This window comes from Gemmobacter sp. (assembly GCF_046292685.1).
Taxonomy (GTDB): Bacteria; Pseudomonadota; Alphaproteobacteria; order Rhodobacterales; family Rhodobacteraceae; genus Wagnerdoeblera.
The window spans coordinates 1-19,076 of the sequence record NZ_JBKBQM010000057.1 but is presented as its reverse complement, the minus strand read 5'-3'; the positions used below and the strand labels follow the sequence as shown (position 1 = coordinate 19,076).

Genomic DNA, 19,076 nt, shown 5'->3' with positions numbered 1-19,076 from the left:
TAGCGGGCGCGGTGCCGGGGCAGGGGGGCGCGGTGCGGGGGCATCGAGCCCCCTGCCGCGCCGCGGGGCCTGCCCCGCGCCCCGCCGGAGGGGTTTTCCACCCCTCCGGGCCTCCGATCGGTTCTCGGACCGATGGCGAACCGATCGGCGGCCCCGGAGGATATTTGCTTCAAGGTGAAGCGGGGCGGGCGGCCTTTTCGGCAAGCCCGGAGGTGCCGTCGCGGGCGTCGAGGATGGCAAGCACATCCGAGAGGGGCACATCACGGGCGGCGAGCATCACCAGCAGGTGGTAGAGCACGTCGGCGGCCTCGGCGGCGAGCCTGGCGGGGTCGCCCTTGACGGCCTCGATGATCGCCTCCACCGCTTCCTCGCCGAATTTCTCGGCGCATTTTTCCGGGCCGCGGGCCAGAAGCTTGGCGGTCCAGCTGCTGTCGGGGCTTGCCGCTTTCCGCGCAGCGATGGTGGCGGCGAGGCGGTCGAGCGTATGGGTCATGTCAGGCGCACCGGAATGCCGGCGGCGGCCATGTGGGCCTTGGCCTGGGGAATCGTGAAGGTGCCGAAGTGGAAGATGCTGGCGGCCAGCACGGCGCTGGCGTGGCCTTCGGTCACGCCTTCGACCAGGTGGTCGAGCGTGCCGACCCCGCCGCTGGCGATCACCGGGATGTCGACCGCATCGGCGATGGCGCGGGTGAGCGGCAGGTTGTAGCCGCCCTTGGTGCCGTCGCGGTCCATCGAGGTCAGCAGGATTTCGCCCGCGCCTTTGGCGGCGACGGTGCGGGCAAAGGCCACCGCGTCGATTCCGGTGGGCTTGCGCCCGCCGTGGGTGAAGATTTCCCACCGGCCGGGGGCCACGGTTTTCGCGTCGATCGCCACGACGATGCATTGGCTGCCGAAGCGGTCGGCGGCCTCGGCCACGACATCGGGGTTGGCGACGGCGGCGGAGTTGAAGCTGACCTTGTCGGCGCCGGCGAGCAGCAGGGCGCGCACATCGTGGTGCGTGCGCACCCCGCCGCCCACGGTCAGCGGCATGAAGCACTGTTCGGCGGTGCGGGTGACGAGGTCGAACATCGTGCCGCGGTTTTCGTGCGTGGCGTGGATGTCGAGAAAGCACAGCTCGTCCGCGCCTGCGGCATCGTAGGCGCGCGCCGCCTCCACCGGGTCGCCGGCGTCGATCAGGTTGACGAAGTTGACGCCCTTGACCACGCGGCCATCGGCGACATCGAGGCAGGGAATGATGCGGGTCTTGAGCATGGGGCGATATAGGGCCATGCAGGGGCAAAGGGCAAGGGAGGCCGGCATGCGCGCATTGGGATGGGTGGTGGTGCTGGCAGGCTGCGCCGCGCCGGTGGCGGTGCCGCCGCCGGGCGCGGGGAACCGGGAAGGCCGGCTGGCGGCGGAATGCCGGCTGCTGGAAGCCGCCCATGCGGCGACCGCGGCGCGGCTGGGGCAGGCGCCGCCCGACATTCTGGTCGGCTGTCCGGGGCACGAAGGCCGGCGCGATGCGATGCCGCTGGCGGCGCAGTCGGCGGCGCTGCGGGTGGCCAATGCCGCCGCCTTGCCGCCGGTGGTGGCGGCGGCCGGGCCGGCGGCGGCACGGGCCTATCGGCGCATGATCTCGCGCGGGGTGCCCGAGGACGTGGCGGCGGGGCTGGCGCAGGGGCCGCAGGCGCCCTTGTGGCGGGCGCTGGCGGGGGGGTAGGCGGCAGGATTCCGCGCGGTGATGCGGTAACATGATACCGCATTTTGCAAGCCATTGATTCTGAACGATAGAATTGCTGTTCAGGCGCTTGACGCGCTGCGGGGCTTGCGCCATACGGGCGCATCCTTTCCGACCGGGGGCCTGCCCCCCGATGCAAGCACAGGAAGACCCATGAAAACCTTCACCGCAACGCCTGCGGACATCGAGAAGAAGTGGATCCTGATCGACGCCGAGGGCGTCGTTCTGGGCCGCCTTGCCACGATCGTCGCGAAAATCCTGCGTGGCAAGCACAAGCCGACCTTCACCCCGCACATGGACATGGGCGACAACGTGATCGTCATCAACGCCGACAAGGTGCAGATGACCGGCACCAAGCGCGACGACAAGGTGTATTACTGGCACACCGGCTATCCGGGCGGCATCAAGAGTCGCACCGCGCGCCAGGTGCTGGAAGGCGCGCATCCCGAGCGCGTGGTCATCAAGGCGGTGGAGCGCATGATCTCGCGCAACCGTCTGGGTCGCCAGCAGATGACCAACCTGCGCGTCTATGCCGGTGCCGCGCACCCGCACGAAGCCCAGCAGCCCGAAGTGCTGGACATCAAAGCCCTGAACCCGAAGAACACCCGGAGCGCCTGATCATGTCGGACATCAAATCGCTCGACGACCTGAAGGCCGCCGTGGCCGGCACCCCGGCCGCCGCCCCGGAAGAAGCCCCGCGCGAGCCCGTGCGCGACGCGCTCGGCCGCAGCTATGCCACCGGCAAGCGCAAGGATGCCGTCGCCCGCGTCTGGGTGAAGCCCGGCAAGGGCAAGGTCACCGTCAACGGCAAGGAAATGGGCGTCTATTTCGCGCGCCCGGTGCTGCAGATGATTCTGAAGCAGCCGTTCCAGGTGGCCAATGTCGAAGGCCAGTTCGACGTGGTGGCCACCGTCAAGGGCGGCGGTCTGTCGGGCCAGGCCGGCGCGGTCAAGCACGGCATTTCCAAGGCGCTGCAGCTTTACGAACCCAGCTTGCGCGGTGCGCTGAAGGCCGCGGGCTTCCTCACCCGCGACAGCCGGGTGGTGGAACGCAAGAAATACGGCAAGCGCAAGGCGCGCCGGTCGTTCCAGTTCTCCAAGCGCTGATTGCGCGCCGGAGACGGTTCTTGTGGAAAAGCCCCGGATGCGTCCGGGGCTTTTTTCCTTGATGCGCGCCGCGTTTGGCCGGGGCAGGCGTCAGCCGGGTTGGCCGGCGGCGGCGGCCTTCATCGCCTCGATCTCGGCCTTGGATTTGCGGCCGCGTTTCTTGCGCGGGGTGCCGTCGGCATTGAGGATCGGCGCAGCGGCAGATGCGCGCGGCGCGGCCGGCAGGACCGAGGCGAGTTCGCTGCGCGTGATGGCGTATTTGCGGATCTTGGCCTTGACATCGGCCAGCACGGCTTCGCGGTTGGCGGCGCGCACGGCTTCGAGCCGCGCCTGGATTTCGCGCAATTGCGCTTCGAGTTCTTCTTCGGTTGCGGTCATCGGCATTTCCCGTGGGTTTGCATGGGTAACATGTTCCGTCTGCACAGGATGCGCCGTTGTCAAGCCGGTCTTGCGGGAATTGTCCGCAGGCCGCCGATGCGGTGGCGCGCAATCATGGTCGCATTCCGGGGAATTGCAGGTTGCAAATCGTCGGCTGCGGCCGGTGTTCCGGGAAAAAACGAGTCGTTCCTGCAACAATCGGCGCAAACGGGCCGGTTTGCGGGCGCCATCGGCGAAAATCCGCTTGACCCGAGTCCGGGCGGTGCCAAGATTGTGGCAGAGCAGTCACAAAGGGCCACGACAGATGGCATTGTCCCGTTCCTTTCACGGCGCCGCAGGGCGCCCCGACTTTCTGGGTTTGCGGCGCGGGCCGCGCGGGCGCACCGAAATCGTCTATGACGCCGGCGAACACCGCCGCACCGTGTTGCGCCTGACCGACGACGCGCATGACGAAACCGCGGTGGCCGCGGTGCTGTCGCATGCCATCGACCAGCCGCGGGTTTTCCCGGCATTGCTGGCGGAACTGCGGGCAAGGGCCATTGCGGTCGAGGTGGTGGCACGCTGAGAGGTCGCGGCCTCTTTTCATCGCGCCGGCCCTGTGCAAGGTTGCAGCAAAGACGACAGGTCCGACAGGGGGCGTGATGGCGACAAGGGGAATGCTGCACCGGCTGGGCCGGTCGGAGGCAGCCAACGGGTATGCGCTGGTGTCTCCGCCGGCGATCTATGCGGTGCTGCTGCTGGCCGCGCCGCTGGGGCTGCTGTTCCTCTACAGCTTTCTGACCGATGGCTATCTGACCATCATCTGGGAATTCACCCTGCAGAATTACCGCGATGCCTGGTCGGACCCGCTGGTGCGCACGGTGATGCTGCGGTCGCTGGCCGTGTCGATGATGGTGACGGCGGCGACGGTGCTGCTGGCCTTTCCGGTGGCCTATTTCGTCAGCTTTCACGTGCGCCCGGAACGGAAAAGCCTGTGGCTGTTCCTGATTACCATTCCGTTCTGGACCAGCTACCTGATCCGGGTGTTCCTGTGGAAGGTGATCCTGGGGTATAACGGCGTGCTCAACAGCGGGCTGATGGGGCTTGGGATCATCGACGAGCCGCTGACCTTCATCCTCTACAACGTCAATGCCGTCGTCATAACGCTCGCGCATGCCTATGCGCCGTTTGCCATCCTGCCGATCTTCGTGGCGCTGGAAAAGATCGACCGAAGCCTGCTGGAGGCCGGGCAGGATCTGGGCGAAAGCGGGTTGATGACCTTCTGGCGCGTCACGCTGCCGCTGGCGATGCCGGGGGTGGTGGCGGCGGTGCTGATCGTGTTCATCCCCACCATCGGCGATTACGTGACGCCGCAACTGGTGGGCGGGCCCGAAGGGCGCATGGTGGCCAACATCATCCACCTGCAATACCTGCGGCTGGACAACTACCCCGCCGGGTCGGCCATCGCGGTTTCGGCCATGCTGATGGTCACGGCGATCAGCATGGGCTTCCTTCTGCTCAATCGCCGCTTCCTGAGGGTGCGGCGATGAAGGCGATGCGCTGGTTCAAGGTCTATGCGCTGGGATACCTGGTCTTCCTTTATGCGCCGATCCTGCTGTTGCCGATCTTTGCCTTCAACGACGGCACGATCATCGCCTTTCCGCTGAACGGGTTTACCACCAGGTGGTTCGCGCAGATGTTCGGCAACCCGACGCTGGCGCTGGCGGTGAAGAACTCGCTCATCATCGCGGTCAGCGCGGCGGTGCTTTCGACCTGCCTGGGCATTTTCGCGGCACGGGCGGCGACGCGCTACAACTTTCCCGGCAAGGGCGGCATCGTGGGCCTCATCATGCTGCCGCTGGTGTTGCCCGAGATCATCGTGGCGGTGTCGCTTTTGGGCGTGCTGCTGGGGCTGGGGCTCAGCCTGGGGATCTGGACGGTGATCCTCGGCCATGTGCTGATCTGCACGCCCTATGCCATCGCCATCCTCAATTCGGCCTTCCAGTCGCTGGACCGTTCGCTGGAAGAAGCGGCCTACGACCTGGGCGAATCGCGGATGTCCACCTTCCGGCTCATCATCCTGCCGCTGGTAGCGCCGGGGATCGTGTCGTCGCTGCTGATTTCGTTCACCATTTCGCTGGACGAATTCATCATCGCCTTTTTCCTGGCGGGCACGGAACCGACGCTGCCGGTCTACATCTTCTCGCAGTTCCGCTTTCCGGCGGCGGTGCCCGCGATCATGGCGCTTGGCACGCTGCTGGTGCTGTTGTCGATCACGCTGCTGGCCATTGCAGAATATTTCCGCCGTCGCGGCATTGCGAAATCGGGCGGGAAGGATACCGGAGGCTTCCTGTGAAAAAGCCGATCATCGAGCTTGAAAACGTCCAGAAATACTATGGCGATTACCACGCCTTGCGCGGCATCACGACCACGATCGGCGAAGGCGAGTTCTTTTCGCTGCTGGGGCCGTCGGGCTGCGGCAAGACCACGCTGCTGCGCACCATCGCCGGCTTCGAGGAGCCGTCCTCGGGGCTGCTGAAGATCGACGGCAAGGACATGGACGGGGTGCCGGCCAACGTGCGCCCGACCAACATGGTGTTCCAGAGCTATGCCATTTTCCCGCATCTGACGGTCGAGCAGAACGTGGGCTTCGGCCTGCGCCGCGACCCGCGCAGCAAGGCCGAAAAGGACCGCGCCGTGCAGGAGCACCTGGAGATGGTGGGCCTGAAGGGCTATGGCAAGCGGGCGGCGCATGCGCTTTCGGGCGGGCAGCGGCAGCGCGTGGCGCTGGCGCGGGCGCTGATCCTGAAGCCCAAGGTGCTGCTGCTGGACGAGCCGCTGAGTGCCTTGGACAAGAAGATGCGCGAGCAGATGCAGGTAGAGCTGATCCGCCTGCAACGCCAGGTCGGCATCACCTTCATCCTGGTCACCCACGATCAGGAGGAGGCGCTGGTGATGTCGGACCGCATCGCGGTGATGTTCGAAGGCCAGATCGCCCAGCTGGACGACCCCGAGACGCTGTATCGCCTGCCCAGGTCGCGCCAGGTGGCCGATTTCATCGGCACGATGAACTTCCTGCCGGCGCGCGTCGCGGCCCAGACCCCGGACGGATTCGATGTGGAGGTGGCGGGCCTTGGCGCCTGCCACATCGCCGCGCGCCAGGCGCCGGGCAAGGCCACCGGCGATGTCGCCGTGGGCTTCCGCCCCGAGACGCTGACCATCCTTTACGAAGGCCAGCAGGCGAGCGACCGCGAAAGCCCCGGCACCATCGAGGAGGTCGTCTATTACGGCGACATGACCTATTACGACGTCAAGCTCGATGGCGTGGCGGCGCCGGTGCGGCTGTCGATGCGCAACGTCTTCGGCCGTCCGGTGCTGGACCGCGGGATGCGCACGCGGGTGGCCTGGGCGCCGGGGGCGCTGGTGTTGTTCCGCTAGGGAACTGCTGTTTTCCGGCTTGACGCCCCCCGGCGCATCCGGTAGTCAGCCCCCAAGCGCGCGGTTGTAGCTCAGTCGGTTAGAGTACCGGCCTGTCACGCCGGGGGTCGCGGGTTCGAGCCCCGTCAACCGCGCCAGCTTTCCAGGGCCTCCGCGCAAGCGGGGGCCTTTGGCTTTGCAGGGCTTGCGCGCTGCAACTTCTTGCATTCGTTGCGATTTTTCGGCTTGACGCCCTCGGGGGCCTTCGGTATCCAGCAACCCACGCGCGGTTGTAGCTCAGTCGGTTAGAGTACCGGCCTGTCACGCCGGGGGTCGCGGGTTCGAGCCCCGTCAACCGCGCCATTTCCCCCCTATGTTCGATCTGATGGCTTTCGTGGCATGGCGGCCGTGGCGGCCTGCTGGCATCTGCGGTCGAGCGGGCGGGGCGGCGGCATTGGCAAAGGCTTAACCTTTTTGCGCAAGGCTGGGTCACCACGCTGCCGAAGGAGATTCCTTTGACCACACCTCATGCTTCCGCTTCGCCTTTGCCTGCGGCCGACCTTGCGCCGCTGCTGGCCGAATTGCGCGACCTGACCGACCGGGCCGCGGTGCTCAGCGCGCGCCTGGCCCATGCCGAGGCCGGGGCCGGGCCGCGGCCGGGCTGGCCGATCCGACGGTTGCCCGCAAAGCCGAACGCCGCCCCCCGGGCAGGGGGCGGCGTCTGAAAGGCGGGGGCCTGGTCGGGTCAGGCGCGGGCGGCCAGGGCCTCGATCTGGTCGCGCCAGATTTCCATGTTGTAGCCATGCCGCGCGGGCAAGGCGATCAGCTCGTCGGTGGGGCGCTTGCCGGCCTGGCTCAGCGCCCAGACGATCGACGAACGGTTGCCCGAGGCGCAATAGGCCAGCACCCTGGCGCCTTGCAGCGCCGCGCCCTGGGCGGTCACGTTGTCCGGCGTGATCGCCCCGCCGACCACCGGGTTCTCGACATAGTCGAGGCCCGCAGCCTCGGCCGCGGCCTTCATCGCCGCGGACTGGTGGCTGGGGGGGATTTCGCCGTCGGGCCGGTTGTTGACGACCCGGGTAAAGCCGGCAGCCTTGATGGCCGGCAGGTCGGCCGGGTCGATCTGCGGGCTGACCGCATAGTCGGGGGTGATCTGACGAATGTCCATCGTGATGTCTCCTCAGGCAGCGGCCAGCCGGTCGACCCGCTGGCGCACGGCGGGGGCGGCCAGCATTCCTGCCACCATGGCAGCCAGGAAGACAACCCCCCCGATGCCGCCGAACGACAGCGAGGCCATCGCCGGCCCCGGGCAGAGCCCGGCGAGGCCCCAGCCCGCGCCGAACAGCACCGACCCCAGCACCAGGTTGTGCCCCAGCCGCGGATCGGGCTTTTCGGGCAAGGCGGTGCCCAGCACCGACAGGCGGCGACGGCTGGCGATTTGCCAGGCAATCATCATCGGCAGGATCGCCCCGCCCAGCACGAAGGCCAGCGTCGGATCCCACACGCCGAACACGTCCAGCCAGCCTTGCACCTTGGTCGTATCCACCATGCCCGAAACCAGCAGCCCGGCCCCGAACAGCCCGCCCGCCAGGGCGGCAAACAGATTGCGCTTCATCTCAGATGATCCCCAGCCAGTGCCGCGCCGCCACCATCACGATGCCGCCCGCCAGCAGATAGAACACGGTCGCCACGATCCCGCGCAGCGAGAACCGCGAAATGCCGCAGACCCCGTGCCCCGAGGTGCAGCCATTGGCCAGCCGCGTGCCGATGCCCACGAGCAGCCCCGCCACCACAACCACCCCGAGGTTCGAGGTGATATGCGTCTCGCGCGGCACGGCCAGCGGCATCAGCACCGCCGGCACCAGCACGAGCCCGGCGATGAAGGACAGCCGTTCGGACCAGGTGGCCCAGCCCGAACGGTCCACCAGCCCGCCCAGAATGCCCGAGGCGCCCATGATGCGCCCGTTGACCAGCAGGTAAAGCGCCGCGGCGCTGCCGATCATCAGGCCGCCGATCAGGCCCCAGAGCCAGTCGGTAGGATTGATTAGCATGTCGTTTCGTCCTGTTTTTCAAAAGCTGGCAGAGCGCCGCTGCGCCCTGCGTTCCTGTCGGGTGAAAGGCCGGGTCGCGCGCCCGGCCGCCCGGGCGATCAGAGCCCGTTCACCGGCACCTTGAGGTAGCTGATGCCGTTGTCTTCGGGTTCGGGCATCTGGCCGGCGCGCATGTTGACCTGCAGCGACGGCACGATCAGCCTGGGCATGGCCAGCTTGGCATCGCGTTCCGTGCGCATGCGGATGAAATCCTCGCGCGATTTGCCCATCCCCACGTGCTTGTTCAGGCGCTTCTGTTCGCCCACGGTGGTTTCCCAGGCGTAGTGGTCGCGGCCCTCGGCCTTGTAGTCGTGGCCGACGAAGATGCGGGTTTCCTCGGGCAGCGACAGGATCTTCTGCACCGAATCCCACATGGTTTCGGCCGAACCGCCGGGGAAGTCGCAACGCGCCGTGCCGAAATCGGGCATGAACAGCGTGTCGCCGACAAAGGCCGCATCGCCGATCACATAGGTCAGGCAGGCCGGCGTGTGGCCGGGGGTGTGCAGCACGTCGCCGCGCATCTGGCCGATCATGAAGCTGTCGCCTTGCACGAACAGCCGGTCGAACTGCGACCCGTCGCGCTGGAACCGGGTGCCTTCGTTGAAGACCTTGCCGAAGGTTTCCTGCACCACGGTGATCTTTTCGCCGATGCCGATCTTGCCGCCGACGCGTTCCTGCAGATAGGGCGCGGCCGACAGGTGGTCGGCGTGGACGTGGGTTTCCAGAATCCATTCGACCTTGAGGCCTTCGCGGTTCACGAAGTCGATCACCGCATCGGCCGAGCGCGTGTCGGTGCGCCCCGAGGCATAGTCGAAGTCCAGAACCGAATCGATGATCGCGCAGGCGCTGCCTTCGGGCTCCTGCACCACATAGGTGATGGTGTTGGTGGCTTCGTCGAAGAAGGAGTGGACCTTGGGTGTCATGTGTTCCTCGCTGGGGTTCGCTGTCGGCTCCGCCGTCTGGCGTTGAAGGCTATATGGACCGGACCGAAACACATTTCAAGAATTGAATATGAAAAATCCGCAATCCCCGGTTTGACCTGCATCAAGGCCCGGAAGGCGCGGGCAGGGCAGGGTAGCTTGCGCAACAGGAGACCCCCGATGACCCCCATCGCCGACCGCAAGGCCCAGCTGCTGACCCGCCTGCACGATCTTCAGACCCGTCTGGCGCAGATCGAGACCGAGCTCGATTCCCACCACAACCCGGATTGGGACGACCTCGCCACCGAGCGCGAGGCCGACGAGGTGCTCGAAGGCATGGGCCTGTCGGGCCAGCAGGAAATCCGCCAGATCGAAGCCGCCTTGCAGCGGATCGACTCCGGCGACTACGGCTATTGCACCCGATGCGGCGCCGAGATCGGCGAGGACCGGCTGAACCTGCTGCCGCAGACGCCGTTCTGCCGCAGCTGCGCCCGCTGACCCCCGCGAAAGGAGCCCCGATGACCCATGACGAGGTGAACGACCGCATGGCCGAACTTTCCCGCCGCGCCGCCCGCCTGCCCGAAGGCGACCCTGCCCTTGCCGCCCTGCTGGCCGAACTGGAGGCGCTGTCGCGCATCCTGCCGGCCTCGGGCGAGCCCGACCGCGCGGACGAAGCCGCCGAGGCGATGTTCGACAACCTGCCGGTCTGAGGCGCGCCAAGGCTTGCATCCCGGCCCCCGCACCGTGCTAATGCGGCACAGGCAACAGGAGGTTCGGGCATGACGGAAGCGGTGCGTCTGGAACGCGATGGCAACGTGGCCATCCTGGTGATCGACAGCCCCCCGGTGAACGCGCTGGGGGCGGCGGTGCGGCAGGGCCTTGCGGCCGGGCTGGATCGGGCGCTGGCCGACCCGGGCGTCGGTGCGATCGTGATCCGGGCCGAAGGGCGGACCTTTCCGGCCGGGGCCGACATTTCCGAATTCGGCAAGCCGCCGGCCGACCCCTGGCTGCCCGACCTGTGCAACCGCATCGAGGCCAGCCCCAGGCCGGTGGTCGCCGCCTTGCACGGCACCGCGCTTGGCGGCGGGCTGGAGCTCGCGCTGGCCGCGCATTGGCGCATCGCGCTGGCCTCGGCCCGGGTCGGCCTGCCCGAGGTGTCGCTCGGCATCCTGCCGGGGGCCGGGGGCACGCAGCGCACGCCGCGGCTGATCGGGGCGGCAGCGGCGCTGGACCTGATGATTTCCGGCCAGCCCGTGGGGGCGGTGCAGGCGCTGGCGATGGGCCTGCTGGACGAGGTGGTGGAAACCGACCTGCCGGCGGCGGCGCTGGCGCTGGCGCAGCGGCTGGCGGACACGGGCGCCGCCCCGCGCCCGGTGCGCGACCGGCGCGACGGCATGCGCGACCCCGTGGCCTTCGAGGCGGCCATTGCGGCTGCGCGGGCGGCGCAGGCCAACGCGCGGCTGCCCGGGCCGCGCCGCATCGTGGATTGCGTCGAGGCGGCGTTGCTGCTGCCCTTCGACCAGGGGCTGGCCTTTGAGCGCGCGGCCTTCGCCGAACTGGTCGCCTCGCCCGAGGCGGCGGGCCTGCGCCACGCCTTTTTCGCCGAACGCCGCGCCGCAAAGATGCCCGAGGCGGCCGTGCGGCCCCGCGCGCTGGATCATGTCGGCGTGGTGGGGGGCGGGCTGATGGGGGCGGGCATCGCCCATGCCTGCCTCGGCGCCGGGCTCCGGGTGACCCTGATGGAGCGCGACCGCGAGTCGCTCGCGCGCGGGCTGGAACGGGTGGCCAAGCTGCAGCAAGGCGCGGTGGACAAGGGCCGCATGACCGAGACGCAGCGCGATGCCGCCTGGGACCGGCTGTCGGGCACGACCGAGGCGGCGGGCATGGCCGCCTGCGACCTGGCCATCGAGGCGGTGTTCGAGGATTTCGACGTCAAGACCGAGGTGCTGCGCAACCTCGACGCGGTGCTGAAACCCGGCGCGGTGCTGGCCACCAACACCTCGTATCTCGATGTGAACGCCCTGGCGGCGGTGACGGGGCGCCCGGCCGATGTGGTGGGGCTGCACTTCTTTTCGCCGGCGCATGTGATGAAGCTGCTGGAAATCGTGGTCGGCGCGCAGACCGCCCCCGATGCGGTGGCCACGGGGCTGGCGCTGGCCAAACGCCTTGGCAAGGTCGCGGTGCGCTCGGGCGTGTGCGACGGGTTCATCGGCAACCGGATCCTGTCGGCCTATCGCCAGGCGGCGGAATACCTGGTCGAGGACGGCGCCCCCATCGCCCGGGTCGACCGCGCGATGCGCGGCTTCGGCATGCCGCTGGGGCCTTTCGAGGTGTCGGACATGGCCGGCCTGCAAATCGCCTGGGCGCGGCGCAAGCGGCTGGCGGCCACCCGCGACCCGGCCTTGCGCTATGTCGCCATCGCCGACCGGCTGTGCGAGGCGGGGCGGTTCGGCCAGTCCACCGGCAAGGGCTGGTATGCCTATGACGGGCGCAAGCCGGTGGAAGACCCCGAGGTGACGGCGATCGTCGCCGCCGAACGCGCGGCCAGGGGCATCGTCGCGCAAGACTTCTCCGACGACGAGATCCGCACCCGCCTGCTGGTCGCCATGGCGAACGAAGGCGCCAGGATCCTCGCCGAAGGCATCGCGCTGCGCCCTTCGGACATCGATGTGGTCAAGCTGTTCGGCTACGGCTTTCCGCGCTGGGAAGGCGGGCCGATGCACTGGGCCGACCGTTTCGGCGTGCTGCAGCTGAAACAGGCGGTGGAACGTTTCGCCCCCCAGGCGCCGGGCTTCTGGGTTCCGGCGCCGAACCTCGATGCGATGGTGCGCAACGGCACCCGCTTTGCCGACCTGAACGACTGAAGCCGGGGGCCCTCCCGCACCCCTCCGGCGGCGCGGGGCCGCGCCGCCTGCGGGCTTTGGGCCGCGCCGCCGCGGGGGCCCCGCGGCGGCGGGCGCGCCCTGCGCCTGCGCTCAGCCCAGGATAAGCCCCGCGGCCACGGCGCCAAGGCCCAGCGCCGAAAGCCCGAAGGCCCCGAGGTTTACCGCCACCACCCGTTGCAGCACGGCCCGCAGCGCCGCCTCGTCCAGCCCGGCGCCGCGCGCCCGCCGCACCGCCAGGATGCACCACACGATCCCGGCCAACCCGGCCAGCGTCATCGCCACCCCCGCCCACACCAGCGCCTGCATCGCGTGCCTTTCACCTTGACCCAAATATCCCGGGGGAGTCCGGCCCTGCGGGGCCGGACGGGGGCAGAGCCCCCTTCCTTCGGCCCGCCTCCTATCCTTGCGCCGGCGGCCGGGCAAGCCGTCTTGAACGCCGCCGCCCCGGGCGCTAGGGAAGACCCACCCGAGCAGACAAGAGGCCGCCATGACCACCCCGACCGATGCCTATGCCGTCACCGCCGACGAACTGCGCCAGTTCATCGAACGCTACGAGCAGCTCGAAGCAGAAAAGAAGGACGTGACCGAGCAGCAGAAGGAACTGATGGCCGAGGCGAAAGGGCGCGGCTACGACACCAAAGTGATGAAAAAGGTCATCGCCCTGCGCAAGCGCAAGCCCGACGACATCGCCGAGGAAGAGGCCGTGCTGGAAATGTACAAGGCCGCGCTCGGCATGAGCTGAGCCGGCATCGCCGGCGCCGCCCCCGGGGCATGGCGCCGGCGCCGCGCGCTAGAACAGGATCGAGGCGCCTTCGGTCGCCGCCCCGGCACCGGCGCGCAGGCGCGCGAACAGCTCGCGCCCCACGCCGAAGCCGTTGGCCGTCAGGTCGGCCACCACCGGCGCGCGCTCGGCAAAGCCGGGGGTCAGCACCTCCAGCGTGCCCGCGGCCGCATCGAGCCGGATCAGGTCGCCGTCCTGCACCCGCGCCAGCGGGCCGCCCATCGCTGCCTCGGGGCTGACGTGGATGGCGGCCGGCACCTTGCCGCTGGCGCCCGACATGCGCCCGTCGGTGACCAGCGCCACCCGGTGCCCGCGGTCCTGCAGCACCGACAGCACCGGGGTCAGCGCATGCAGTTCCGGCATGCCGTTCGCCCGCGGCCCCTGAAAGCGCACCACCACCACCACATCGCCGGTGAATTCGCCGCGCTGGAACGCCGCCTTGACCGCCGCCTGGTCGTGGAACACCCGCGCCGGCGCCTCGATCACGTGGCGGTCGGCGGGCACGGCCGAAACCTTGACGACCCCGCGCCCGAGGTTGCCTTGCACCTGCGCCAGGCCGCCGGTGGCGGCGAAGGGGTCGGCATGGGGCCGCAGGATGCGGTCGTTCAGGCTGGACTTCGGCCCTTCGCCCCAGACCAGCCGGCCGCCTTCCAGCTTCGGTTCCTGCGCATAAAGGTGCAGCCCGTCGCCCGCCACGGTCTTGACATCGGGGTGCAGCAGCCCGGCCTCCAGCAATTCGCCGATCAGATAGGCGATGCCGCCCGCGGCGTGGAAATGGTTCACGTCCGCCAACCCGTTGGGATAGACCCGCGCCATCAGCGGCACGGCGGCCGAGATGTCGGCGAAATCCTGCAGATCCAGCCGGATGCCGGCCGCCTGCGCCATTGCGGGCAGGTGCAGCACCAGGTTGGTGCTGCCGCCCGTGGCCATCAGCCCGACGATGCCGTTGACGAAGGCGCGTTCGTCGAGGATCTGCCCCGCCGGGCGCCAGTCGTTGCCCAGCGCGGTGATGGCGCCGGCCCGCACCACCGCCGCCTCGGTCAGCGCCTCGCGCAGCGGCGTGCCGGGGTTGACGAAGGCCGCCCCCGGCAGGTGCAGGCCCATGAACTCCATCAGCATCTGGTTGGTGTTGGCGGTGCCGTAAAAGGTGCAGGTGCCCGGCCCGTGATAGCTGGCCATCTCGGCCGCCATCAGGTCCTCGCGGCTGGCCTGGCCGGTGGCGAAACGCTGGCGCACCCTGGCCTTTTCGTCGTTCGGAATGCCGCTGGTCATCGGGCCTGCCGGCACGAAGATCGCCGGCACATGGCCGAAGGTGGCGGCGGCGATCACCAGCCCCGGCACGATCTTGTCGCAGACCCCCAGCCACAGCGCGGCGTCGAAGCAGTTGTGGCTCATCGCCACGCCGGCCGACAGCGCGATCACATCGCGGGAAAACAGCGACAGTTCCATCCCCGGTTGGCCCTGCGTCACCCCGTCGCACATGGCGGGCACGCCGCCGGCAACCTGCGCGGTGATCCCGGCGGCGCGGGCGGCCGCGCGGATGCGGGCAGGGTAATCCTCGTAGGGCTGGTGCGCCGACAGCATGTCGTTGTAGGCGGTGACGATCCCGAGGTGCGGGGCGCGCCCCGTGACCAGGGCCTGCTTGTCGGGCCCGGTCGCGGCATAGACATGCGCCGCGTTCGAGCACGACAGATGCGCGCGCGCCGGCCCCTGGTCGGCGGCGCGGGCCAGCCGGTCGAGATAGGCGGCGCGGCTGTCGGCCGAGCGGGCGCGGATGCGGTCGGTCACGGCGGCAATGCGGGAATCAAGCGGCATGGCATCCTCCTGTCGCCAAGGGTGGCAAGGCTGGCGAGGTTCCTCTAGTATGATAGCGCTAACAACGCAAGTCTCGCGCAGCCATGCGCGCAGCGAATGCCGGTTCTGCACTGCGGCGCCATTGTGCATTTGCAGCATCCGCCCCAGATAGGCGGGCAGGGAGATCTGTGAACAGGAGCTCGCACCATGACCCATTCCGAACCGGCCATCGACATTCTGGCCATCGAACATCAGGCCCGCATCGCGCGCGCCCGCGAAATCCGCCGTCTGTCGGTCGCCTTCGGCGCCTGGCTCGGCCGGCTGTTCGGCCGCCGCAGCGCGGCGCGCACCGCCTGAGACCGCAGCCCTTCGGCCGAAACGGGCCCTGTCGCCGCGGGCGACGGGGCCCTTTTGCTGCGGCGCATCTGGGGCCGGAGTCCTGCAACCTCTGACACCGGCTGCACAATCGCGCCACATCCTTGCCGAAGTTGCACGGCGGGGGCTTCTCAGAGGGGCGGAACTCTGATACTTTTGCAGGCATCGAGCAGAATGGGGCGTCAGACCCCGGAAAGATGTGACATGAAGTCGTTGCAGGTTTTCGCAGCCCTTGCGGGCGCGTTTGTTCTGGGCGCGTGCAAGGCGCCCGAAACCACCAGCCGCCTGGATAGCGGCACCTTTCCCATTGCCATCTCTGCCACGCGCGACCTGCGCGAACCGGCGCAATCGCTGGCCGTCGTGGCGATGAAGGACATGCTCGCCCCCGGCGAAACGCTGGAATTCACCCCGCGCGCCATGCAGGTTCTGGCCAGCTACGGCAACTGACCCCTTTTGCCGCCGGCGCCAAACCGCTAAGCCGGCGGCATGGAACACGCATACCCCACCGTCCGCCTGCGCCCCAAGGCCGAGGCCCGCGCCTTGCGCCACGGCTTTCCCTGGGTCTATTCCGACGAGCTGGTCACCGACCGGCGCACGCAAGCGCTGGCCCCCGGCGCGCTGGCCGTGCTGGAGGATGCCGAGCGCCGGCCGCTGGGCCTTGTCACCGTCAACACCGGCTCGCGCATCATCGCCCGGATGCTGGACCGCGACCCTGCCGCGCAGATCGGGCGCGACTGGTTCGCGGCGCGGCTGGCGCGGGCGCTGGCCTTGCGCGACCGGCTTTATCCGGCGCCGTTCTATCGCCTGGTGCATGCCGAAAGCGACGGGCTGCCCGGCGTGGTGATCGACCGTTTCGGCGATGTGGCGGTGGTGCAGCCCAATGCCGCCTGGGCCGAGGCGCATCTGCCCGATCTGGTGGCGGCGCTGGTGGCGGTGACCGGGGTCGGCACCGTGGTCAAGAACGGCTCGGGCCGCGCCCGCGGCCTCGAAGGGCTGCCCGAGGAAATGGCGGTGGTGCATGGCTCCGCCCCGGCCGGCCCGGTGCCGGTGCCGATGAACGGCGCGGTCTACATGGCCGACGTGATGGGCGGGCAGAAGACCGGGCTGTTCTACGACCAGCGCCCCAACCACGCCTTTGCCGCCGGGCTGGCCCGCGGGGCCGCGGTGCTGGACGTGTTTTCGCATGTGGGCGGCTTCGGGCTGGCGGCGCTGGCGGCGGGGGCCGCTTCGGCGCTGGCGGTGGACGGGTCGGCCGCGGCGCTGGAGCTGGCGCAGCGCGGGGCGGCGGAAATGGGCGTTGTGGGCCGCTTTGCCACCCGGCAAGGCGATGCCTTCGAGGTGCTGGAAGCGCTTGGCGCCGAAGGCGCGCGCTTCGGGCTGGTGGTCTGCGATCCGCCGGCCTTCGCGCCGGCCAAGCCCGCGCTGGAGGCGGGCCTGCGCGCCTACGAACGGGTGGCGCGCCTGGCCGCGCCGCTGGTGGAACCGGGCGGGTATCTGGTCTTGTGTTCCTGTTCCCACGCGGCCGACCTTGCGGCGTTCCGCAACGCCTGCGCCCGCGGCATCGGGCGCGGCGGGCGGCGCGGGCAGATCCTTTACACCGGATTTGCCGGGCCCGATCACCCGGTGCTGCCGCAACTGGCCGAAAGCGGCTACCTCAAGGTGCTGGCCTTCCGCCTCGATGGCTGAGCACCGCCGCCGATCCGGGTAGCGGCGGCGGGGGTTTTGTGGCATCTGTGACCGCGCCCCGGCGCCGTGCCGGGGCGGCTTGGGGAAAGGCGCGCAAGCGATGGACGCGACCACGGTTTCAGGCACCGGCCCGCTGGCAGGCGTGCTGGAGTTCGTTGCCCTCGGCGGGGCGGCGATGTGGGCCATCGCGGCGCTGTCGGTGGCGACGCTGGCGCTGATCCTGTGGAAGTGCTGGCGGCTGCTGTGCCTCGGCGTGTGGTCGGGCGGGCGGCACACGGCCCGGGCGCTGGATCTCTGGGCCGAAGGGCAGGGGGCGCAGGCGCTGGCGCTGGTGGCGCCGCGCCGCTCGGCCCGGGCGCGGCTGGCGGCGGCGGCGATGCGCGCGGCGGCCGATCCGCGGCTGGATGCCGAATCGGCGCAGGCCGAAACCGCCCGCGTCGCCCGGGCCTTGCTGGCCGAGGCGCGCGCCGGCCTGCGCGGGCTGGAACTCGCCGCCACGGTGGGGCCGCTGCTGGGCCTGCTGGGCACGGTCACCGGCATGATCGCGGCCTTTCAGGCCTTGCAACAGGCCGGCAGCCGCGCCGACCCTGCCATGCTGGCCGGGGGCATCTGGGAGGCGCTGCTGACCACCGCGGCCGGCATGGCGGTGGCGATTCCCGCCTCGGTGGCGCTGGCGTGGTTCGACGGGCTGGTGGATCGGCTGCGCCACGACATGGAAGATGCCGCCACTCGCGTGTTCCACGCCCCGCGCGCCGCACGGCCCGGGCTGCGGCAGGCGGCCGAATAGCATGCTGGACCTGGGCCCCGACCGGCCGCGGCGCCGCGCCAACCTGACGCCGATGATCGACGTGGTGTTCCTGCTGCTGGTGTTCTTCATGCTGGTGTCGCGCTTCGGGGTGGACCGGGTGCTGCCGCTGGCCTTGCCGGGCGCGGCCGGGCCTGCGCCGGTCTGGTCGGGGCCGCCGCGGCTGGTCGAGGTGGGCCCGGGCGGGCTGGCGCTGAACGGCGTGCCGGTGGCGCCCGAGGCGCTGGCGGCGGCGCTGGCGCCGCTGGTGCAGCGGCCCGACGACCCCATCGTGCTGCGCGCCCGCGACGGCGCCAGCCTGCAGGTGCTGGTGGCGGCGATGGAGCGGCTGCAGGCCGCCGGCCATACCCGTCTTGTGCTGGTTCCTGGGGGGCCCGATGCGCCTTGACGACCCGCCGCGGCGGCGGTCCGAAGCCTCGCTGCTGCCGATGATCAACGTGATCTTCCTGTTGCTGGTGTTCTTCCTGATCTCGGCGCAGATGACCCCGCCCGAGCCCTTTGCCGTGGCCCCGCCCGAGGCCGCCAACACCGGGGCCGAGGTGGCATCGGGGCGGCTGGTGCTGCATCTGGACGCCGGTGGCACCCCGGGTTTCGGCGCCGAGACCGGCCCCGCGGCGCTGGCGGCGCTGGCGGCGGCGCGCGCGGGCCTGTGCGCCGCGCAGGATTGCACCGCCGACCCGCCCCGGCTGGACCTGCGCGCCGATGCCGCCATGCCGGCCGAGCGGCTGGCCGCCTTGCTGCCGCAGCTGGCGGCGATGGGCTTTAGCGGCGCCGATCTGGTGGTGCGCGCCGGCGGAGCGGGCGGGTGAAGGCCTGGGCCGAGGCCGGCGGCGCGCTTGCCCTGGCGCTGGCCGCGCATCTGGCGGCCTTTGCGCTGATCCCCGGCCCGCGCGCGGCGACCGGCGCAGGCGAAGGCGGGGCCGATCTGGTGCACCTCGCCGCTGCCGATGCCGCCCTGGCCGCTCTGGTCGCCACCTGGGACCGGCCGCCGCAGCTGGCCGCACCGGCGCCGGCACCGGCCATGCCGGCCTTGGCGGCGCCGCCGGCCTGGTCGGCCGTGCTGCCTCGGCCCGACCCGGCGCCGGTGGCCGGGCCGGCGCCGGTGGCGGTGCCGGTGGCCCCCGCGCCGCCGCCGCGGCCCGC

The 19,076-nt window shown here is 70.0% G+C and carries 27 protein-coding genes, 2 tRNA genes and 1 pseudogene; 21 read left to right on the top strand and 9 right to left on the bottom strand.

Going from position 1 to position 19,076, the window contains the following annotated elements; translation table 11 throughout:
- Positions 1 to 169: 169 nt before the first annotated feature.
- Both ACK4S2_RS13635 and hisF read right to left on the bottom strand, forming a co-directional pair.
- A complete protein-coding gene (locus ACK4S2_RS13635; protein ID WP_409625407.1) occupies positions 170 to 493 on the bottom strand; it encodes a phosphoribosyl-ATP diphosphatase in 324 nt (107 codons plus the stop codon).
- Positions 490 to 1,251, bottom strand: coding sequence for an imidazole glycerol phosphate synthase subunit HisF (gene hisF, locus ACK4S2_RS13630; RefSeq protein ID WP_409625404.1), 762 nt, complete (start codon positions 1,249 to 1,251; stop codon positions 490 to 492). The genes ACK4S2_RS13635 and hisF overlap by 4 nt, the downstream gene beginning before the upstream one ends.
- Before the next feature lie 46 nt (positions 1,252 to 1,297).
- On the opposite strand from hisF, the gene ACK4S2_RS13625 reads away from it, so the two are divergent.
- From ACK4S2_RS13625 to rpsI, 3 genes are all read left to right on the top strand, one after another.
- The gene (locus tag ACK4S2_RS13625) at positions 1,298 to 1,699 is read left to right on the top strand and encodes a hypothetical protein (protein WP_409625402.1); all 402 of its coding nucleotides are present in this window, start codon (positions 1,298 to 1,300) and stop codon (positions 1,697 to 1,699) included.
- A 171-nt stretch (positions 1,700 to 1,870) separates the two neighbouring features.
- On the top strand, positions 1,871 to 2,335 hold the full coding sequence (gene rplM, locus ACK4S2_RS13620) for a 50S ribosomal protein L13 (protein WP_409625400.1): 465 nt from the start codon (positions 1,871 to 1,873) through the stop codon (positions 2,333 to 2,335).
- Between the two features lie 2 nt (positions 2,336 to 2,337).
- Entirely contained in the window at positions 2,338 to 2,823 is a 486-nt protein-coding gene (gene rpsI / locus ACK4S2_RS13615) for a 30S ribosomal protein S9 (RefSeq protein WP_409625397.1), read from the top strand.
- Positions 2,824 to 2,913: 90 nt separating this feature from the next.
- Here the strand turns inward: rpsI and ACK4S2_RS13610 are convergent, their stop codons facing one another.
- On the bottom strand, positions 2,914 to 3,201 hold the full coding sequence (locus tag ACK4S2_RS13610) for a hypothetical protein (protein ID WP_409625394.1): 288 nt from the start codon (positions 3,199 to 3,201) through the stop codon (positions 2,914 to 2,916).
- A 304-nt stretch (positions 3,202 to 3,505) separates the two neighbouring features.
- On the opposite strand from ACK4S2_RS13610, the gene ACK4S2_RS13605 reads away from it, so the two are divergent.
- From ACK4S2_RS13605 to ACK4S2_RS13575, 7 genes are all read left to right on the top strand, one after another.
- Positions 3,506 to 3,766, top strand: coding sequence for a hypothetical protein (locus tag ACK4S2_RS13605; RefSeq protein ID WP_409625390.1), 261 nt, complete (start codon positions 3,506 to 3,508; stop codon positions 3,764 to 3,766).
- Positions 3,767 to 3,842: 76 nt separating this feature from the next.
- A complete protein-coding gene (locus ACK4S2_RS13600) occupies positions 3,843 to 4,730 on the top strand; it encodes an ABC transporter permease (protein ID WP_409625387.1) in 888 nt (295 codons plus the stop codon).
- 5 nt (positions 4,731 to 4,735) lie between these two features.
- Positions 4,736 to 5,536, top strand: coding sequence for an ABC transporter permease (locus tag ACK4S2_RS13595; protein ID WP_409625410.1), 801 nt, complete (start codon positions 4,736 to 4,738; stop codon positions 5,534 to 5,536).
- A complete protein-coding gene (locus ACK4S2_RS13590) occupies positions 5,533 to 6,618 on the top strand; it encodes an ABC transporter ATP-binding protein (RefSeq protein ID WP_409625384.1) in 1,086 nt (361 codons plus the stop codon). The genes ACK4S2_RS13595 and ACK4S2_RS13590 overlap by 4 nt, the downstream gene beginning before the upstream one ends.
- A gap of 60 nt (positions 6,619 to 6,678) precedes the next feature.
- Positions 6,679 to 6,755: transfer RNA gene (locus ACK4S2_RS13585), tRNA-Asp, on the top strand.
- A gap of 128 nt (positions 6,756 to 6,883) precedes the next feature.
- Positions 6,884 to 6,960: transfer RNA gene (locus tag ACK4S2_RS13580), tRNA-Asp, on the top strand.
- Between the two features lie 152 nt (positions 6,961 to 7,112).
- The gene (locus ACK4S2_RS13575) at positions 7,113 to 7,322 is read left to right on the top strand and encodes a hypothetical protein (protein WP_409625381.1); all 210 of its coding nucleotides are present in this window, start codon (positions 7,113 to 7,115) and stop codon (positions 7,320 to 7,322) included.
- A gap of 20 nt (positions 7,323 to 7,342) precedes the next feature.
- Here the strand turns inward: ACK4S2_RS13575 and ACK4S2_RS13570 are convergent, their stop codons facing one another.
- From ACK4S2_RS13570 to ACK4S2_RS13555, 4 genes are all read right to left on the bottom strand, one after another.
- Positions 7,343 to 7,765, bottom strand: coding sequence for a TIGR01244 family sulfur transferase (locus tag ACK4S2_RS13570; RefSeq protein WP_409625378.1), 423 nt, complete (start codon positions 7,763 to 7,765; stop codon positions 7,343 to 7,345).
- A 12-nt stretch (positions 7,766 to 7,777) separates the two neighbouring features.
- Entirely contained in the window at positions 7,778 to 8,212 is a 435-nt protein-coding gene (locus ACK4S2_RS13565) for a DUF6691 family protein (protein WP_409625375.1), read from the bottom strand.
- Between the two features lies 1 nt (position 8,213).
- Entirely contained in the window at positions 8,214 to 8,648 is a 435-nt protein-coding gene (locus ACK4S2_RS13560) for a YeeE/YedE family protein (RefSeq protein ID WP_409625372.1), read from the bottom strand.
- Between the two features lie 98 nt (positions 8,649 to 8,746).
- Positions 8,747 to 9,610: an MBL fold metallo-hydrolase gene (locus tag ACK4S2_RS13555; protein ID WP_409625369.1), complete on the bottom strand. Its 864-nt coding sequence runs from the start codon at positions 9,608 to 9,610 to the stop codon at positions 8,747 to 8,749.
- 177 nt (positions 9,611 to 9,787) lie between these two features.
- Here ACK4S2_RS13555 and ACK4S2_RS13550 point away from each other — a divergent pair, with 177 nt between their 5' ends.
- The 3 genes from ACK4S2_RS13550 to ACK4S2_RS13540 all read left to right on the top strand — a co-directional run bounded on the left by ACK4S2_RS13550 (position 9,788) and on the right by ACK4S2_RS13540 (position 12,471).
- Positions 9,788 to 10,105 (top strand): TraR/DksA family transcriptional regulator, encoded by a 318-nt coding sequence (locus tag ACK4S2_RS13550; protein ID WP_409625366.1) that lies wholly within the window; start codon positions 9,788 to 9,790, stop codon positions 10,103 to 10,105.
- Between the two features lie 20 nt (positions 10,106 to 10,125).
- Positions 10,126 to 10,317, top strand: coding sequence for a hypothetical protein (locus ACK4S2_RS13545; protein ID WP_409625363.1), 192 nt, complete (start codon positions 10,126 to 10,128; stop codon positions 10,315 to 10,317).
- Positions 10,318 to 10,386: 69 nt separating this feature from the next.
- Complete coding sequence (locus tag ACK4S2_RS13540) at positions 10,387 to 12,471, top strand: 3-hydroxyacyl-CoA dehydrogenase NAD-binding domain-containing protein (protein WP_409625360.1); 2,085 nt, start codon at positions 10,387 to 10,389, stop codon at positions 12,469 to 12,471.
- A gap of 111 nt (positions 12,472 to 12,582) precedes the next feature.
- Here ACK4S2_RS13540 and ACK4S2_RS13535 read toward each other — a convergent pair whose 3' ends face one another.
- Positions 12,583 to 12,798 (bottom strand): hypothetical protein, encoded by a 216-nt coding sequence (locus ACK4S2_RS13535; protein WP_409625357.1) that lies wholly within the window; start codon positions 12,796 to 12,798, stop codon positions 12,583 to 12,585.
- Between the two features lie 181 nt (positions 12,799 to 12,979).
- Here ACK4S2_RS13535 and ACK4S2_RS13530 point away from each other — a divergent pair, with 181 nt between their 5' ends.
- Positions 12,980 to 13,234 carry a DUF2312 domain-containing protein gene (locus ACK4S2_RS13530; RefSeq protein WP_409625354.1) on the top strand — a complete coding sequence of 85 codons (255 nt, stop codon included), beginning with the start codon at positions 12,980 to 12,982 and terminating at the stop codon, positions 13,232 to 13,234.
- Between the two features lie 48 nt (positions 13,235 to 13,282).
- Here the strand turns inward: ACK4S2_RS13530 and edd are convergent, their stop codons facing one another.
- On the bottom strand, positions 13,283 to 15,088 hold the full coding sequence (edd, locus tag ACK4S2_RS13525) for a phosphogluconate dehydratase (RefSeq protein ID WP_409625351.1): 1,806 nt from the start codon (positions 15,086 to 15,088) through the stop codon (positions 13,283 to 13,285).
- Positions 15,089 to 15,274: 186 nt separating this feature from the next.
- Between edd and ACK4S2_RS13520 the strand changes: the two genes are divergently transcribed.
- The 7 genes and pseudogenes from ACK4S2_RS13520 to ACK4S2_RS13490 form a co-directional block, all read left to right on the top strand.
- On the top strand, positions 15,275 to 15,424 hold the full coding sequence (locus ACK4S2_RS13520) for an RSP_7527 family protein (protein WP_409625348.1): 150 nt from the start codon (positions 15,275 to 15,277) through the stop codon (positions 15,422 to 15,424).
- Between the two features lie 222 nt (positions 15,425 to 15,646).
- Positions 15,647 to 15,889: a hypothetical protein gene (locus ACK4S2_RS13515; protein ID WP_409625345.1), complete on the top strand. Its 243-nt coding sequence runs from the start codon at positions 15,647 to 15,649 to the stop codon at positions 15,887 to 15,889.
- A gap of 39 nt (positions 15,890 to 15,928) precedes the next feature.
- Positions 15,929 to 17,128 (top strand): RSP_2647 family RNA methyltransferase, encoded by a 1,200-nt coding sequence (locus tag ACK4S2_RS13510; RefSeq protein WP_409625342.1) that lies wholly within the window; start codon positions 15,929 to 15,931, stop codon positions 17,126 to 17,128.
- Positions 17,129 to 17,228: 100 nt separating this feature from the next.
- Positions 17,229 to 17,915 carry a MotA/TolQ/ExbB proton channel family protein gene (locus ACK4S2_RS13505; protein ID WP_409625339.1) on the top strand — a complete coding sequence of 229 codons (687 nt, stop codon included), beginning with the start codon at positions 17,229 to 17,231 and terminating at the stop codon, positions 17,913 to 17,915.
- A 1-nt stretch (position 17,916) separates the two neighbouring features.
- Positions 17,917 to 18,321, top strand: a complete 405-nt coding sequence (locus tag ACK4S2_RS13500) for an ExbD/TolR family protein (RefSeq protein WP_409625336.1) — start codon at positions 17,917 to 17,919, stop codon at positions 18,319 to 18,321.
- A complete protein-coding gene (locus tag ACK4S2_RS13495; protein ID WP_409625333.1) occupies positions 18,311 to 18,742 on the top strand; it encodes an ExbD/TolR family protein in 432 nt (143 codons plus the stop codon). The genes ACK4S2_RS13500 and ACK4S2_RS13495 overlap by 11 nt, the downstream gene beginning before the upstream one ends.
- Positions 18,739 to 19,076, top strand: a pseudogene (locus ACK4S2_RS13490) (hypothetical protein); the annotation flags it as partial. The gene ACK4S2_RS13495 and the pseudogene ACK4S2_RS13490, both read left to right, overlap by 4 nt.

What these genes read in the sequence shown, in the direction of transcription:
- rplM (WP_409625400.1), top strand. Translation starts at nt 1,871, where the DNA reads ATGAAAACCTTCACCGCAACGCCTGCGGACATCGAGAAGAAGTGGATC.
- ACK4S2_RS13500 (WP_409625336.1), top strand. Translation starts at nt 17,917, where the DNA reads ATGCTGGACCTGGGCCCCGACCGGCCGCGGCGCCGCGCCAACCTGACG.
- ACK4S2_RS13495 (WP_409625333.1), top strand. Translation starts at nt 18,311, where the DNA reads ATGCGCCTTGACGACCCGCCGCGGCGGCGGTCCGAAGCCTCGCTGCTG.
- edd (WP_409625351.1), bottom strand. Translation starts at nt 15,088, where the DNA reads ATGCCGCTTGATTCCCGCATTGCCGCCGTGACCGACCGCATCCGCGCC.
- ACK4S2_RS13570 (WP_409625378.1), bottom strand. Translation starts at nt 7,765, where the DNA reads ATGGACATTCGTCAGATCACCCCCGACTATGCGGTCAGCCCGCAGATC.
- ACK4S2_RS13595 (WP_409625410.1), top strand. Translation starts at nt 4,736, where the DNA reads ATGCGCTGGTTCAAGGTCTATGCGCTGGGATACCTGGTCTTCCTTTAT.
- hisF (WP_409625404.1), bottom strand. Translation starts at nt 1,251, where the DNA reads ATGCTCAAGACCCGCATCATTCCCTGCCTCGATGTCGCCGATGGCCGC.
- ACK4S2_RS13505 (WP_409625339.1), top strand. Translation starts at nt 17,229, where the DNA reads ATGGACGCGACCACGGTTTCAGGCACCGGCCCGCTGGCAGGCGTGCTG.
- ACK4S2_RS13560 (WP_409625372.1), bottom strand. Translation starts at nt 8,648, where the DNA reads ATGCTAATCAATCCTACCGACTGGCTCTGGGGCCTGATCGGCGGCCTG.
- ACK4S2_RS13530 (WP_409625354.1), top strand. Translation starts at nt 12,980, where the DNA reads ATGACCACCCCGACCGATGCCTATGCCGTCACCGCCGACGAACTGCGC.
- ACK4S2_RS13565 (WP_409625375.1), bottom strand. Translation starts at nt 8,212, where the DNA reads ATGAAGCGCAATCTGTTTGCCGCCCTGGCGGGCGGGCTGTTCGGGGCC.
- ACK4S2_RS13535 (WP_409625357.1), bottom strand. Translation starts at nt 12,798, where the DNA reads ATGCAGGCGCTGGTGTGGGCGGGGGTGGCGATGACGCTGGCCGGGTTG.
- ACK4S2_RS13545 (WP_409625363.1), top strand. Translation starts at nt 10,126, where the DNA reads ATGACCCATGACGAGGTGAACGACCGCATGGCCGAACTTTCCCGCCGC.
- ACK4S2_RS13635 (WP_409625407.1), bottom strand. Translation starts at nt 493, where the DNA reads ATGACCCATACGCTCGACCGCCTCGCCGCCACCATCGCTGCGCGGAAA.
- ACK4S2_RS13550 (WP_409625366.1), top strand. Translation starts at nt 9,788, where the DNA reads ATGACCCCCATCGCCGACCGCAAGGCCCAGCTGCTGACCCGCCTGCAC.
- ACK4S2_RS13600 (WP_409625387.1), top strand. Translation starts at nt 3,843, where the DNA reads ATGGCGACAAGGGGAATGCTGCACCGGCTGGGCCGGTCGGAGGCAGCC.
- ACK4S2_RS13625 (WP_409625402.1), top strand. Translation starts at nt 1,298, where the DNA reads ATGCGCGCATTGGGATGGGTGGTGGTGCTGGCAGGCTGCGCCGCGCCG.
- ACK4S2_RS13605 (WP_409625390.1), top strand. Translation starts at nt 3,506, where the DNA reads ATGGCATTGTCCCGTTCCTTTCACGGCGCCGCAGGGCGCCCCGACTTT.
- ACK4S2_RS13515 (WP_409625345.1), top strand. Translation starts at nt 15,647, where the DNA reads ATGAAGTCGTTGCAGGTTTTCGCAGCCCTTGCGGGCGCGTTTGTTCTG.
- ACK4S2_RS13610 (WP_409625394.1), bottom strand. Translation starts at nt 3,201, where the DNA reads ATGACCGCAACCGAAGAAGAACTCGAAGCGCAATTGCGCGAAATCCAG.
- ACK4S2_RS13555 (WP_409625369.1), bottom strand. Translation starts at nt 9,610, where the DNA reads ATGACACCCAAGGTCCACTCCTTCTTCGACGAAGCCACCAACACCATC.
- ACK4S2_RS13540 (WP_409625360.1), top strand. Translation starts at nt 10,387, where the DNA reads ATGACGGAAGCGGTGCGTCTGGAACGCGATGGCAACGTGGCCATCCTG.
- ACK4S2_RS13510 (WP_409625342.1), top strand. Translation starts at nt 15,929, where the DNA reads ATGGAACACGCATACCCCACCGTCCGCCTGCGCCCCAAGGCCGAGGCC.
- rpsI (WP_409625397.1), top strand. Translation starts at nt 2,338, where the DNA reads ATGTCGGACATCAAATCGCTCGACGACCTGAAGGCCGCCGTGGCCGGC.
- ACK4S2_RS13520 (WP_409625348.1), top strand. Translation starts at nt 15,275, where the DNA reads ATGACCCATTCCGAACCGGCCATCGACATTCTGGCCATCGAACATCAG.